At 60.0% G+C, this 15,153-nt stretch carries 8 protein-coding genes; 2 read left to right on the top strand and 6 right to left on the bottom strand.

Features of this window, described 5'->3' with window-relative positions:
- Positions 1 to 182 precede the first annotated feature (182 nt).
- On the top strand, positions 183 to 1,145 hold the full coding sequence (locus ROSERS_RS22905; RefSeq protein ID WP_011959124.1) for an IS110-like element ISRfsp2 family transposase: 963 nt from the start codon (positions 183 to 185) through the stop codon (positions 1,143 to 1,145).
- Between the two features lie 661 nt (positions 1,146 to 1,806).
- Here the strand turns inward: ROSERS_RS22905 and ROSERS_RS22900 are convergent.
- The 6 genes from ROSERS_RS22900 to ROSERS_RS22875 form a co-directional block, all read right to left on the bottom strand.
- Positions 1,807 to 2,844: a galactitol-1-phosphate 5-dehydrogenase gene (locus ROSERS_RS22900; RefSeq protein ID WP_011959123.1), complete on the bottom strand. Its 1,038-nt coding sequence runs from the start codon at positions 2,842 to 2,844 to the stop codon at positions 1,807 to 1,809.
- Positions 2,844 to 3,683, bottom strand: coding sequence for an alpha/beta fold hydrolase (locus ROSERS_RS22895; protein ID WP_011959122.1), 840 nt, complete (start codon positions 3,681 to 3,683; stop codon positions 2,844 to 2,846). The genes ROSERS_RS22900 and ROSERS_RS22895 overlap by 1 nt, the downstream gene beginning before the upstream one ends.
- Entirely contained in the window at positions 3,680 to 10,042 is a 6,363-nt protein-coding gene (locus ROSERS_RS22890) for a GAF domain-containing protein (RefSeq protein ID WP_232282717.1), read from the bottom strand. Before ROSERS_RS22890 ends, ROSERS_RS22895 begins: the two co-directional genes overlap by 4 nt.
- A 162-nt stretch (positions 10,043 to 10,204) precedes the next feature.
- Positions 10,205 to 11,149 (bottom strand): GGDEF domain-containing response regulator, encoded by a 945-nt coding sequence (locus tag ROSERS_RS22885; RefSeq protein WP_011959120.1) that lies wholly within the window; start codon positions 11,147 to 11,149, stop codon positions 10,205 to 10,207.
- Positions 11,150 to 11,160: 11 nt separating this feature from the next.
- Positions 11,161 to 12,558 carry a multidrug transporter gene (locus ROSERS_RS22880; RefSeq protein ID WP_011959119.1) on the bottom strand — a complete coding sequence of 466 codons (1,398 nt, stop codon included), beginning with the start codon at positions 12,556 to 12,558 and terminating at the stop codon, positions 11,161 to 11,163.
- 339 nt (positions 12,559 to 12,897) lie between these two features.
- Positions 12,898 to 13,545, bottom strand: a complete 648-nt coding sequence (locus tag ROSERS_RS22875) for a 4-vinyl reductase (RefSeq protein WP_011959118.1) — start codon at positions 13,543 to 13,545, stop codon at positions 12,898 to 12,900.
- A gap of 321 nt (positions 13,546 to 13,866) precedes the next feature.
- Between ROSERS_RS22875 and ROSERS_RS22870 the strand changes: the two genes are divergently transcribed.
- A complete protein-coding gene (locus ROSERS_RS22870) occupies positions 13,867 to 15,153 on the top strand; it encodes a glycosyltransferase family 4 protein (protein WP_011959117.1) in 1,287 nt (428 codons plus the stop codon).

The following is a 15,153-nucleotide window of genomic DNA, read 5'->3' as shown; positions in this document are numbered from 1 at the left end:
CGCCTCCGCGCCTAGTATAATCTAACGGGACACGGTATACCGTTCTGCGCCAGGTTCACGAGATCGCCGCGGAGTGTTGGGTAGCCGTGTCCTTCAACGCGACCAAGCCGAACAGTTATCTGGGCCCTCAAACCCGCATATGCTAGCAAGGCTGGCGCCGTTTTCCTCAGGAGGTTCTGTGTATGGCTTCCCGTGAGTCGCTCTTTATCGGCATTGATGTCTCCAAACAGACGCTGGATGTGGCGTTTGGCGCCGACCCGCACGCGCCACGCGAGACGATACCGTCTACCGACGAAGGTGTCCAGCTCCTGGTCACGCGACTCCAGCGCCTGCAGCCGACCCTGATTGTGCTGGAGGCGACCGGCGGGCTGGAGCGCATGGTGTTCGCCCAACTGCTCCAGGCTGGCGTGCCGACGGCGCGGGTGCAGCCACGCCGCGTGCGCGCCCTGGCGCACGCGGAAGGACGCCAGGCGAAGACCGACCGCCTGGATGCCCGGTTGCTCGCCCGCTTTGCCGAACGGGTGCGCCCGCCGCACCACCAAGCGACGGACGAGCAGCGCGCATCCTTGCGCGACCTGCTGGTCCGGCGGGAGCAGTTGATTCAGATGCGGACGGCTGAGATCAATCGGTTGACGGCTGCCGCGCCGAACCTCCGCCCGGGCATCCAGAAGCATATTGATTGGCTGGATCAGGAGATCCGTGCGCTTGAGCAGGAACGCGACAACGAGGCGGAGCGCACCGACGAGGTGCGCCGGAAACGGGAGCTGCTCGAAAGCGTGCCCGGCATCGGCGCGATCACCGCACTGAACCTGCTGCTCCGCCTGCCCGAACTGGGGACCATCAATCGCAAGGAAGCGGCGGCCGTTGTGGGCGTTGCGCCGTATGCCAATCAGAGCGGCGCACAGCGCAAACCCCGGCATATCTCCGGCGGCAGGAGGGATGTGCGCAGCGTGTTGTACATGGCGACCCTGGCGGCCACGCGGCGCCGTCTGGTCAGGCGCGCCTTCGATCAGCGCCTGTGTCAAGCTGGCAAGCCGCGCAAGGTCGCCATCGTCGCTGCGATGCGCAAGCTGCTGACTATTCTCGGCGCAATATTGCGTCAGCAAAAGCCCTGGGATCCGGCTGTGCATACGAGCGCCCCTTGACAAGCAACACAGTTACTCCGCGTGAGCCGGTTCGATGCACGCGGAGACGCGGAGCACGCGGAGGGATGATGCACAAGGCGTCTGCGCTCGATGGCGGGTGCAACCCTGCCCGACAAGACCGATCTTTGTGAGAACTGCTATAAATCCGCTCTACCGAACGAGCCGTGGAGCTGATGGAGATTGAAAATTAAATCCGCTATACTGCGCTAGCCGTGGGGCTGAAGCCCTCGGCTAACCAGGGCAAAGCCCGCCTGCGCGGGCTATACCGGATTATTTATTCAAAGACCATACGCCCTCGGCTAACCAGGGCAAAGCCCGCCTGCGCGGGCTATACCGGATTATTTATTCAAAGACCATACGCCCTCGGCTATGCAAGGTGAAGCCTGCCTGCGCGGGCTATGGCGGATTATTTCTCAAAGACCATCATTTCGGTCACCGCGTGGGAAGCGGGATGTTCATTGCGGGTGTCCAAGCGCTCGCTTCCGGCGGAGCGTAGACCGAAATTCATTTCGGTCACCGCGTGGGAAGCGGGATGTTCATTGCGGGTGTCCGAGCGCCCGCTTCCGGCGGAGCGTAGACCGAAATTCATTTCGGTCGCCACGTGGGAAGTGCGATGTTCATTGCGGTTGTCCAGGGAGTGTTCGACCTTACCCGAGTGGTATCACGCGACGCGCAGCACGATCTTCGCTGCGCGTGTTGCGCCTGCCAGCAATTCCTCGAACGCTGCCGGTCCTGCCGCCAGTGGTCGTTCTTCGAGCCAGTCGCCGTCGAGCGAAACGCGCCCTTCTGCCAGCAGCGCGAGCGCGCGCGCAAAATCGGCGTCGCTGTAGGTGAAACTGCCGGTCACGGTGATTTCCTGGCGCACAATGTAGTTGGCAGGAAGCATCGACTCTTCTTCGTGGAGCCCGATGAAAACAACACGTCCGCCAGGGGTGACGGCGCGCACTGCCTGATCGCGGGTGACGGTGAGACCCACTGCGTCGATGACGGCATCGACGCCGCCGGGAGCGAATGCCTGCACTGCATTGAGGACGTTATGACGTGCATTGATGGTTACAGTTGCACCCCAGGCGCGCGCCACTGCCAGTCGCCGATCGGAGACGTCGCTCATCAGGATGTGTTCGATCCCCGCGGCACGCGCAGCAACCAGGCAAAGTAGCCCGATCGGACCGGCGCCAAGAATAGCCAGGCGCTCCGGCGTTCCGGTGTGCGCTACAGCGCGGACACTGCACGCCAGCGGTTCGGTGAGCGATCCCAGCGTCAGCGACACGTGATCGGGCAGAGGGATGCAGAGATCTGCTGGCACTGCCACGTAGGTGGCGAATGCGCCCGGGCGATGGGCGCTGATCAGTTGTCGGTTGCGGCACAGGTTGCTCTTTCCCGCCCGGCAACGATCACATGCGCCGCACGTCAGCAACGGGTTGAAGGTTACGCGCACGCCAGCGCGCGCTGGCGACCCGTCGCTCAGCGCGGCATCACTGTCGAAGGCGATTCGCCCCGCCGCTTCGTGCCCCATGATCAGCGGTGGTTTTCGCAAACTATTCTGGCCAAGGTACCCGCTCAGTTCCGACCCGCAAATGCCAACCGCTTCCACTGCCACGAGCACCTCACCCGGTTCCGGCGTTGGCGCAGGCTCGCGACGCAGTTCCATCCTGCGCGGTCCGAGCCAGACCAGCGCGTCCATCGTGGATGTCATCATCAAATATACTCCAGCTGACTCACCCGCCGCCGCCACTCCGTCTTGATCTCCACCTGCGTTCCATTGCTCGCCTGGAAATCCATCAACAGGCGGTTGAACACATTCGGTTGATCGAGGAAGGGAAAATGGTTGGATCGCGGCAATTTGATAACCTGTTGCATTGAGGCATGGTCTTCGTGCAGGAAGCGCGCCTGATCAGGCGACACGATCGCATCCTTCTCGCCGAACACCGCCAGCAACGGCGTCTCCAGCCGTTCGAGGTCTTCGCGCAGATCGGTCTCGGCAACCGACGCGATGACACGCTGAACAACCGTTTCGGAGAGGCTATCGGTGTCCTCGATAATCTCGTTCAGGATCTGCGGATAATCGACATTGAGTTGACGCATCAACCGCGTCCAGACATTGCCAGGGGCGGCGCGTCCGAGGAGGCGTGACAGGGCGCCCGGCTTGACGTGGTTCTGAATCTGCGCACCCTGGATTGGCGTACTGACGATCATCAGGCGCGTGAACCGATCCGGATGCTGACTTACGGCGCGCAGCGCTACCATGCCGCCCAATCCATGCCCCACCAGGGTCGCTTTTGCGATGCCAAGGTGGTTCATAAAGTCTATCACCATGCCGACATACTCGGCGATTGAAAACGCTCCATCACGTCGGTCAGACTCGCCGAACCCCCAGAAATCGAGAGCGAACGTTCGGTAGCGTTCCGACGCATGCTCCATCGTCGGCAGCCAGTAGCGCCACGAGCCAAGCCAGCTGTGCAGAAAGATCACCGGTGCGCCGCGCCGACCGACGACCTCATAGTGCACCAATCGGTTGTCGATATGGATCGCGCTCATGACCAACTCTGCTCTGGCATCTCCGATGATGCTTCTGATGTGGACGGTCTCAGCGGGATGATGAAACTGAATGTGCTTCCTTTGCCGAGATCGCTTTCGACCCACATCTGACCGCCGTGCAGTTCGACGAATGATTTGGCGATCGACAGCCCCAATCCCGTGCCGCCGGCTTCATCGCGCAGCGGGTTGTCGGCGCGGTAGAAACGGCGGAACAAATGCTGCTGCTGCTCTGGCGAGATGCCGACGCCATTATCAATGACATCGACCTGCAGCAGACCTGCCGGGTTCAACCCGGCGCGCAGTTTGACGATCCCTTCGGGATAGGTGTATTTCACCGCATTCGACGCCAGGTTCAGCACGATCTGCGTCAGACGGCGCTTGTCTGCGAAAACAGGCGGCGTGTCTGCGGCAACATCGAAGGTGAACGACAGGCGTTTCCGTTTGATCTCGGCGCGCAACGTTTGTTCCACATCCCGGAAAATATCACCGATGACCACCTTCTCGAAGGTGAGCTGGATTTTATCGCTATCGATCCGACCAATCTCCAGAATATCGTTGATCAGGTCCATCAACCGGTTGGCATTGTTCTTGACAACGCCCAGCGACTTCTTCTGCTCTTCGTTGAGCGGTCCGTTGGCGCCGAGCAGCATCAGATCGACGTACCCCTTGATCGAGGTGAGCGGTGTGCGCAATTCATGAGAAACGCTGGAGATAAAGTCGCGCTTGGCGCGGTCGGCTTCGACTTCGCGGGTAATATCGTGCAAGACGATGACGCTACCGTAGATTGCATTGCGTGGGCCGACCCAGGGTGCAAAATTCAGCATGATCGACTGCGTCGGCTCTGGAAGTTCCAGCACTCGATTATGGTTCTTCGGCGTCTCGGTCAACGCCTGCAATCCCTGCTGCAAGCCCTCATAGATACGTTTTGCACGTTCGACGACGGTGCTGCCGTTGTGGTACTCGGCGATCCGCGTCAGCGGTTGATCAACGACGAACGTTGCCGGTATCCCCAGGATTTGCTCGGATGCCGCGTTGTAGAGCACAATCTTCCGCCCTCCATCAACCACGATGACGCCTTCACCCAGGCTTTGCAGGATTGCCTGGTTCTTACTGTTTTCCTCGCGCTGCTGCAACAAGAGATCGCTGCGCTCGGTGGCGATTTCGTTGATGATGGTATAGAGCGTGGCATTGTTGATGAAAATGGCTACCTCGTTGGCGATCGTCGTCAGCAACTGCATCTGATCCTGCTTGAAGAAATTGGTCTCTGCGCTGGTCACAATCAGCACGCCGATAGGATCTTCCTGCGCCATCAATGGGGCGGCAATGACCGAACGCACATCTTCAGCGCGTCCTTCTTCCTGTAACCAGCGATTGTCCTGGAGCACATCGCCGATACAGGCCGCCTTTTTATGACGCATAACCCAATCGGAGAGTCCCTTCTTGTCCCCAAAGGAGATAGGGAAGTGCTTTGCCTCGACCGAACCATCGGTGTTGAGGACGGCGCGGCAAATGAGGGTGCCGCTTTTGAGGTCCTTGAGCATGATCGAACCGCGCCGGGCGCCAACGGCCCTGGAAGCCAGTTCCAGCGCACGGTTCAGCGTGGTTTGCAGGTCGAGGCTGGCAGTCAATTCCAGGGTAATGGTGTGCAATGCCTGCAACCGGTCGCGCTCGGCGGCGAGCTGGTCGTTGGTTTGCTTGAGTTCTGCCGTGCGTTCCTGGACCCGTTGCTCAAGTTCGGCGGTCGCACGCTGCACTTCGGCGAACAGGCGCGCATTGTGGATCGCCTGGGCTGCCTGGCTTGCCAGCGCGAATGCGATCTGTGCGTCCTCCTCGTCGTAGGCGCCGACGATGGTACTATCGACGTTGAGCACCCCGATCACTTCGTCGCCGACGATCAGCGGTGCGCCGATCCAGCCGCGGATATGTTCGGTGCCCTCATCGACGCTGGAAGACGGCGCCTGACGGGCATCGGCAAGGACGAGCGGACGGCGGGTGTACACGACCCGCGCCAGTGACGGATCATCATCAAGCGGCAGTTGCAGGTGTTCAACGCGCTCCTGGATCGACTCATCGAAGCCACGCGCAGCCACGATCCGCAGCATATCTCCTTCGCGCAGCATGAGCGATGCCGTATCGTAGGGAACCACCCGCGCCAGCTGGTCGAGGATCAGCGCAAAAATCTCATCCAGCGCCAGCGTACCGGTCAGTATTTTTGCAACCTCGCGCAGCGTATCGGCGACCCGACGGCGTTCCTGTTCACTCTGGAAGAGACGGACATTGCTCAACGCGATCGCGGCCTGATTGGCGACGGTGACCAGGAAGCGCTGCGCATCCTGGTCGAACTTGCCCGGCTCGTAGCTCTGCACATTCAGCACGCCGAAGATCTCGTCGCCTTGAATGATCGGCACGCCAAGCCAGGAGCAGATCGGCGGATCGTCGCAGTTGTAGGGGAGGAGGGCGACGGCTTCGACTTCCTGTTGCGTGCGGAGCAGCAGCGGTCGGCGTTCAAGAATGACCGTCGGCGTCAACCCGCCCATCAGATCGTCGATCACAATGACTTCTTTTTCCCGGTCAGGCGCGCGGCGACCATGTTCATAGACCAGCGGGAACGTCAGGCGTCGTGTCTTCGCGTCGTACAGAGCGATGAAGGATTGCGAGGTATCGAGCACCTCGCTCATGCCGCGATGGAGCGCTTCGAGGATCTCTTCGGTGCTGAGCGACACATTGATCGCCTGACTGATACGGTTCAGCGTGGTCAGTTCCGCGATGCGCCGCTCGCGTTCGGCGAAGAGTCGCGCGTTCTCCAGCGCAATCGCCGCCTGGTCGGCGATACCTGCAAGCAACGCCACTTCGTCGGCGCCGAACTCGCGCTCCTGAACGGTCATGACGCTGAGCACGCCGATCGTCTGCTCGCGGTACACAACCGGCACGCCCATAAACGATGTGTACTGATGCTCACGATTGAAATCCGGGTAGAGCGATGTGCCATCTTCATCTACATTCGCCACCACCAGCGGTTGTCCGCTGGCAGCGACGCGCCCGGTTAATCCCCTGCCCAGTGGGACGCGCAGAACTCGCGCCATCTCCGACGGAATGCCCTGCATGGCAGCCGGGGTAAGGAACCCATCGGCGTCGATCTTCCAGAGCGCTACCGTATCAACGCGTAGTTGACCGGCGACGATTGCCATCAGCGACTGCAACACATCCTCTGGCTTGAGCGACGAACTGAGCACCTGCGCCGTGCGCAGCAGCGTCGACAGTTCGCTGACTTTGCGTTGGAGCGCAGTCGCGCTATCGCGCGCTTCGGTGAACAGACGGATGTTCTGCACGCCAAGCGCCACCTGCACGGCGACTGTGCTCAGGAAAGCGAGTTCGCGGTCGCTGTAGGCGCGTGGCGTCGAACTCTGCAATGTCAGCACCCCGACAACTTCCTTGTCACCCGCCACCAGCGGCACGCCGACGCACGATGCCGGGGTTTGTCCGGGGTCAATGAGATGAATGAAGTCCAGGCAGACCTCGACTGACGCCGGGGACATATCCTCCAGACGCACCGATTGCCGTGCTGCGATAACGTGCCTGAGCAGACTTTCCGGTGATGGAGCGCGACCGATGTAGCGATAGGAGCGCTCGTTGCCGGCGACGATGAACGCATTGCCGATGATATTGCGCTCCGCTTCATAGAGGCACGCAGCAAAGACATCGATCGGCAGGAAACCGGCAAGCGCCTCGTAGACTCCGGTGAACATCCGCTCGATATCGAGCGTCGAACTGGTAATATGCCCGATATGATTGATGAGGTTCAGTTCATTGATGCGTTGTCCGCGTTCGGCGAAGAGTTGAGCGTTCGATAGCGCAACGGCAAGCTGGTTTGCGATGGTCGACAACCACTGCACATCGCGCTCGCTGAAAGCGTGCGGCTCAAAACTCTGCACCGAAAGGACGCCGATCGGCTGGTTCTGACGCATCAACGGGATGCCGACCCATGAGCGGATCGCTTCTCCCAGATTGACCGGCGACGCTGGCAGGCGATCCTGCTCTTCCAGGTAGTCCTTGATGTAGAGCATTTCGCCGTGCTCGATCACCCATCCGCTGAGTCCACTCCGTGGCAGAGTGCGTTTATGCAGGTGCGTTGCCGTCTCGCGCTCACGCTTGAACATCTCGAAGCGGAGTTCATCGCGGGACTGGTTGTACGATGCAACGAAGCAGAACGACGGAACGCCGACGTGCGCGATGATCTCGGCATAGATCCGTTCGAGCAGATCATCAAGGTCGAGCGACGAGACCATTGCCGTACTGGCGCGGTAGAGTGACGCCATCTGTTCCGCCTGCGATCGGGCTTCGCGCAGGAGCATGGCATTTTCGATGGCTATCGACGCCTGATCGGCGAAGATTTCGAGCGTTTCGACCGAACGCGGCGTTGGAGTATGACGGTCATACGGCTCGTCCACCACCATCATCCCGACCAGACGCGACCGGCTGCGATAGAGGGGAATGATCAGAAGATCGTCCGCCTGCCACTCATCCGGCGTGCGTGCTTCACCGGTTTCGAGGGTTGGCAGCAGACGCTGATCGGCTTCATCGAACAGCTCACGCATACGCCGACCGGGCACGAAGAAACTTCGCCCGACGCGAAACTGCGGATCGAGCAACCGCTCGATCAGGGACATCGGCAAACGACGCAGGCGGAGACGCTCGATCTCGGTCAACGGCAACCCGGCGGCAGCAACCAGCGATGCCGTTGTTCGATCATCGTTGTCGATCAGGTAGAACGCGACTGTGCGGTACCGCGCAGTTTCGGCGACGCTGAATGCGATCTGTTCCAGCACATCGTCGAGGGAACGGTCGGCGCGCATCTCCTGACCGATGCGCAGCACCTCGTTGAGGGTTGTGGCGCGTTGAGCAAGCAGGTCGCGCTGGCGACGCTGTTCGTGGTATCGCTCTTCGTTACCGATGGCGAGTGCAATCTGATCGGCAACCGCGCGCATAAAATCGAGCGCGTCGCGGTCGAAAACATGCGCGCGCGTGCTGTGCAGATTAATGACACCGACCACCTGCTCTTCGTAGTAGATCGGCACTGCCAGCGTTGCCAGGGGGAACGGTCCGATCAGCGCCGGACGATCATCGTGCGCCAAATGATCGATGACCCGCGCTTCGCCGCTGGCGATCACCTCTTCTGCAATGGTTCGTCCACCATCGAGTGCAACATTGATGAGTCGCCCTTCCTCTTCAATGCTGTACCCTCCGGCGACGATCAGGCGCACCGGTCCATTTTCGCCGACTGAACGCAGGACGATATAGGTTTGCGGGGTAATGGCGACGCTGATCGCATCGGACTGCTCCATCTCGAATGCTTCACGCTCCACCGTATAACCGCGCAGTGCAACGTATCCATGGGTGGCGCGGGTGGCGCGCAGCGCCTCTTTCAGCGCAAAATCGAGGATGTTGTGGAGATAGAGCGTCGATGTCAATTCTCGACTGATGCGTTGCAGCGACCGCAGTTGCACCAGGCGCGTCTGAAGATGTTCATCGTCCGCTGCATACCGTTGCGCACTGGCAAGCGCCTGCGCCGCCTGCGCTGCGAGGATGGTCAACAGGCGCTCCTCCTGTTCGCCGAAGCGTCCTGGTTGCACATCCACCAGTTCGAGAACGCCAAAGACCTGATCGCCCGCATGCAACGGCAGTGCCAGATACGCCCCAATCGATCGTCCATCGGCGAAGGTGGCGGAGCGCATATCATCAAGACGGAGCGCTCGCCGATACTGTGCGACCCACTCACTCAACGTCTGGTGGTCGTTGAACGGATGCACTGGCGTCGCAAAGGCGGCGCCAACTGCTGCCGCCTGCGTGATGCGTCCCGTTTCAGGGTCAATCCAGGTGATCGCTGCGGCAGTGCAGGGCACGAGTTGCTGTGCCCACTCGACCACCACATCCGGAAGATCGTCGGGTGCAGGACCGGAACTCAGGTGAAGACTGAAGGCGCGCAGGGTCTCAATTGGATCGAACGACAGGCGTTCGCGCGATCCGTCCAGATGCGCAGCCGGCGCTGCCGCATCGCGGTGCAGCAGCGTGATCAGGAGTTCGATCTGATGGCGCAGCGTTGTGAGGAAACCGGGCGCGAGTTGTTCGTGGTGGGCTGCGGGCATGCCGAGCCAGAGGAAGCCAGCCAGTTCATCACGATGATAGAGCGGAAGTTCAATTGTCTGGTCAGGAATTGGAACCGTGCGCTCGATCAGGCGCTGCCGCCGCTCTGGACTGATCCCCCAACCGGCGCTCGCCATCGCTCCGGCGAACTGCACCGCAACAACGCCCCACGGGCAGGGTAAATGATCCTGCCCCAGTTCGGCGATTCGCTGAACCATGTCCTGCGCACTGCCGCATCCGGATCGGCCGTATTCCGCCAACCCCGTGAGAATCTCCCATGCGCGGACCTGCGGTGACGTAACAGTTGTGGCGTCCATTGATGGGGACCTGTTGCACTCCCGGCGACAGCACGGTTTTTATTCGCCTGCGCCGATGATCTCTCACGTCCGTCCGATGCTCATATGGCTTTTGCGTCCCTGCTCGCGGGCTTCGGTGAGGGCGCGCTGCCGGACTTCCTCGACGCTCTCGCTGAGTTCGCGGATGTCGTAGAACGGACCGTCGTCGCTGGTCAGGATGCCGATCGAAAGCGACATCAACGGCAACTGGCGCACGCTGCCGTCCTCTCCCTGGATCGTGATGTAGCCGTTGCGGCGATCCTTGTAATCGTAGTGCAACCCGATATCCGCATCGAACCGATCGCACAGGCGCTGACAGATAGCCTGAATAGTATCAGGCGCCGATGTGATAACAAACGACGGACCGACGATCATCTGCCCGGCAAAATCTTCGGGACGTCCCAATTCATTGATCGCCTCACTGATCAGCAGCGCGGTGAATTTCAACACCTCTTCGCCCACCATCGCGCCATACGACTGGGTGAACGTTTCGAAGCCGTTGATATGCACCATCGCCAGCGCCCAACCGCTGGTTGCCAGCAGGGCGCGGTACTGCTCATTGATCAACTCGGCGGTCGGCAGGTTGGTCACCGGATGGGTCAGGTTCTTCTGACGTGCGCGGTCGAGGGCGCCTTTGACAATCGTATGCACCTCTTCGATATCGAAGGGTTTGACGATATAGTACTCTGCCTGAACTTCGCCAAGCCCCTTGAGGCGATCCTGCTTCTCGCCGCGGGCCGTCAGAAAGATGATTGGAATATGGCGCGTTCGTGCGCTCTGGCGGAGCGCCTTGCCGATCTCATACCCTTCCATATCGGGCAGATTGACATCGAGCAGCGCCAGATTGGGCGGCGTCTTACGACAGATTTCGAGCGCGGTCTGACCGCGAAGCGCGGTCATCACTTCATACCCCTGCGACGTAAAGTAGATCTTCAACAGACTGGAGATGTCGGGGGCGTCTTCGACGACCAGGATTTTTTCTTTGCTCACGGAATAGCCTCCTAGCGTCGCGCGGGAACAGTTGGCGCAAACGACATAGACACCAGCATCGGACCGTGCGGCTCATCATCGCCATTCTGGTTCGCAAGATCGTAACGGTGCGGCCAGCGATAGACGGTGCGGCGCGGCTCGCCACTCTCGTCCACATCGTCATCATCGCTGGCAAGATGCACGACGTTGTGCCCGATGGCGGTGTCCGGCGCTGAATAGAGCAGCACGGTATTAGATTCTATCATACGTGCGGGGTAGACGACAAAACCGCTGCCGATTTTGACATTATGCCCGACTGCCGACCCCAGCACCGGCAGTCCAACCTCAACCAGTTCCGGTTTCTCGGCGCCTTTCCAGCGATGGAAGGTGCGGATCGGGCGATTCAGCAGATGGAAATCGGTAAAGATATTGCCAGCGCCAATGAACGTATTCCTTCCCACCACGCATAGTTGCAGGCAGCTGAGTTGGGCGACCATCGAATTCTCCATCAGCGTCGTCATAAACAGACCGGCATTGAACGGCAGGTAGCAGCGGTCGCTCACTACGCTCAACATCACCTGCGATCCCTGCATGATGTTGACATTATCGCCGATCAGACTATTCGTAATGACTACGCCAGCGCCGATATAGACATTGTTGCCGATCACGGTCGGTCCGTGAATGATTGCCGTCGGGTCAATTGAGCAGTTCTTGCCGATTTTCACCAGGCGCGAGCAGGACAGAAAATGGTTGCGCCAGGGCGGTGCAAAGGGATTGAGACGTTCTATAAGCGTCGTCAGCGAAACGGCAATCTTTTCCTTCCAGCTTTCCTCCACCAGTTGTTCGTGGATGCGTCCCCACGAGAAGACGCCGAACGGCGAGTTTGCCAGGAAGAGATGCACCCAGTTCTCGATTGACAGGAAGGCGCGCATCGGCACCTGAAACACCAGATCGCCGTGCCGCGCCATATAACTGGGAACATGGTAGTACCCCATCTCACGCGGAAGCGTATCGATCACCAGCGGCTCCGGATCGGCGTCAGGACCGCGCGGGAAGTAGAACATATCGGCGACATAGACGCCGTGACGCTCGTCCAGGCGAATGCCTTCTTGCAGATGCAGGGCATGGGTGACAATTGCAGCGTCGTCTCGTGCAAACGCAATGCGGCAGGCGCGTCCCGACGAGCGTGCCATGCGAATGAACGCAGCGATCAGGTATTCGTTAAAAAACAGATTGTCGCGATAGACGAACAATTCTTCATTGCCAGGCGGAATCTCTTCGAGCGAATCGACTTCCAGCGCGCCACGGCAGTAGGGCGCGAGCAAGTCGCGTTGCAGCACCCAGAGTGGCTTGTTCAGCACCCGCAGGTCGCGCGCCGGCTCGCCAAACGGGGGGATGAGCGTGTGCTCGCGGATAATAATGCGTTTCATAGATGTGACTCCCCGCTACGATGGCCGGAGATCATGGAGTGGGCGATCCTCCTTCCGGTCTCTGCCCTGTACTATACAGAATAGGGAAGTGTCCCTTCAAGGGCATGAGATTACAGTCGAATTACGCGTCGGGAAGTCGTGGAAACGCGCCAAAACCAGGCAATTTTATTGTGCGGGACGGGGAATCACAAGAAACACACGCTGTGGAAGACGCGACGCAACGTAGTCGGTCAACCGCACCGTGTGCTTCTCAGGAGGTTCGGAGCGTGCCCGTCCCCTCTCCATTGCGCAAGACACCACACCTCCGAAAAGCGCTATGACTCTTCCGCCAGGATACGGTCAGTCAACAGGATCTTTGTCAATCGCAAAGATGCAGCGTTCGCATCCCATACCCTGGCACTCGGTCTGTTCAATACGGAAGGAATGCCCGCCCGTCACCCAGGTCAGCGCTTCTTCAAGGATGCCCTGCGCCAGGTGCCCGACCGGACGATCCGATTTGCGCCCCCAGCAGATCGGACATTTATCGATAATGTAGAGGAATTGCCCTTTACGCTCCTCGACGTGCGACGGTTGATCGCTGAAGCGGTCGAAGGTTTGCGCTGTCGCGTTGAGGACGATCTTCATCTTCATCGTCATCGGCATGAGCTTCAGCGCAAGGTCAGCCATACCGAGGAGCGGACCGAACTCTTTCAGCCCCAGGTTGAATGCATAGCGCCCGGCGCGCAACTCCATGCCACGGGCGCCGCGCGGCCCGTACATCGTCTCCGTGGCTTTGGAGATCGCCGACAAATCCGAGAACGGAAATTCTCGCTTAAGATTGTTCGGCGGGTAGTTATTGACCAGATGCCGGGTTCCGGCCAGATTCAACAGCGCATTGACGCCATTTCTGCCCATGACGTCTTCGAGGCTGATGAGATACAGGCGGCCGATAAGGTTAGGATAGTATCGCGCCTCAGGTTCATCTGCGCTGCCACGCTCGTCAGGCATTGCCCGGCTCCTTACGGGTCTCAGGAGTAAAGGATTGGTTAGCAATCGCCATTACTTCAATGGCTTGCACCATTGTACACGAAGGGATAGGGATCGTCAACAGCGTTCACGGGGTTTCATCGTATGATGCACCATCATACGATGAGGATTCGCACCGCTGTGATCGAGAATATGGGCATCGGTGGCAATTGCCCGGCGCGCAGCCGGGCTGTTCCGGTATGCATTGCCAGCGGCTATAATGCCCGGCAAACGATGCAAAGGCTGTCCAGGATTGCGCCGTCTGCGCATTCAGACGTGTCCGCTGAGTGACTGGTTTGGTGTATGCGGATTGTGATGCTTGCTCCATTTGGCATCCGCCCGAAAGGGACGCTGGCGGCGCGTATGTTGCCGCTGGCGCAGGCGCTCGTGCGACGCGGACATCAGGTGGTCATCGTTGCGCCGCCGGTGCATAACCCCGATGATGCTGCAACGTGCGTCGAATATGAGGGAGTGCCGGTGATCCATACTGCCGCGCCGCGAGCGCCAGGCGTGGCGCAGCAGACGCTGGCGCTGCTGCAAGCGACGCTGCGGCAACGTCCTGATGTTGTGCATCTCTTCAAACCGAAAGGGTACGCTGGTCTGGCGGCGCTGGCGCTGCATCACCTTCGTCCGGCGCTGCCGCTGGTGGTGGATACCGATGATTGGGAGGGTCCCGGCGGCTGGAATGATCTGCTCCCCTATCCATCAGCGGCGAAGCGGCTATTTGCCTGGCAGGAGCGCGATCTGCTGCGTCGCGCTGACGCAATCACCGTTGCCAGTCGCGCACTCGAGACGCTGGTGTGGAGCATGGGCATCGCGCCTGATCGCGTCTTCTACCTCCCCAACGGCGTCAGACCCTCAACCCTCAACCTTCAACCCTCAACCTTCAACCTTCAACCTTCAACCCTCAACCTTCAACCCTCAACCTTCAACCCTCAACCTTCAACCCTCAACCTTCAACCCTCAACCTTCAACCCTCAACCTTCAACCTTCAACCTCCTCCTCTACACCCGCTTCTGGGAACTCGATGTGCGCGAGGTCGTTGCGGCGCTGGTCGGGGTTGCCGCCCGTTGCCCGAATGTGCGCCTGATTATCGTCGGCAAGGGCGAACGTGGCGAGGAGAACGAGTTGCTGCGACTGGTTCAACGTACCGGTCTCGCTTCCTTCGTCGATTATCGTGGCTGGTTGATGCCGGATCACATCCCGGCGACGCTGGCAGAAGCCGATGTCGCGCTTATGCCGATGCGGGATACGCTGATCAACCGTGCACGCGGTCTGGCAAAACTGCTCGAATTGATGGGCGCCGGTCTCCCGATTGTCGCCAGTCGGGTGGGGCAGGCAGCCGAATATCTGGAGCACGGGGTCAGTGGCTGGCTTGTGCCGCCGGAGAATCCTGGGGCGCTGGCGGAGGCGGTGCTGCGACTGATCGGCGATGCAGACCTGCGACAACGCCTGGGCATTGGTGCGCAGTACGCTGCCCGGCAGTACTCCTGGGACCTGCTTGCCCCAATCGCTGAACGGGCGTATGCGCAGGCGGTGAATCAGTCTTATTATCAATTTGACTCCATGTCGATCAATCGCATACCCTGA

The sequence above is a fragment of the Roseiflexus sp. RS-1 genome (genome assembly GCF_000016665.1).
In the GTDB taxonomy this organism is placed as follows: domain Bacteria; phylum Chloroflexota; class Chloroflexia; order Chloroflexales; family Roseiflexaceae; genus Roseiflexus.
The sequence above is the reverse complement of the archived record's forward strand: the minus strand, read 5'-3'. Positions and strand labels throughout refer to the sequence as shown.

Bases quoted from the DNA above. Each gene is read 5' to 3' on its own strand.
- ROSERS_RS22895 (WP_011959122.1), bottom strand. From the start codon at position 3,683: ATGAGCGCGATCCATATCGACAACCGATTGGTGCACTATGAGGTCGTC.
- ROSERS_RS22875 (WP_011959118.1), bottom strand. From the start codon at position 13,545: ATGCCTGACGAGCGTGGCAGCGCAGATGAACCTGAGGCGCGATACTAT.
- ROSERS_RS22890 (WP_232282717.1), bottom strand. From the start codon at position 10,042: ATGGTTCAGCGAATCGCCGAACTGGGGCAGGATCATTTACCCTGCCCG.
- ROSERS_RS22880 (WP_011959119.1), bottom strand. From the start codon at position 12,558: ATGAAACGCATTATTATCCGCGAGCACACGCTCATCCCCCCGTTTGGC.
- ROSERS_RS22870 (WP_011959117.1), top strand. From the start codon at position 13,867: ATGCGGATTGTGATGCTTGCTCCATTTGGCATCCGCCCGAAAGGGACG.
- ROSERS_RS22905 (WP_011959124.1), top strand. From the start codon at position 183: ATGGCTTCCCGTGAGTCGCTCTTTATCGGCATTGATGTCTCCAAACAG.
- ROSERS_RS22900 (WP_011959123.1), bottom strand. From the start codon at position 2,844: ATGATGACATCCACGATGGACGCGCTGGTCTGGCTCGGACCGCGCAGG.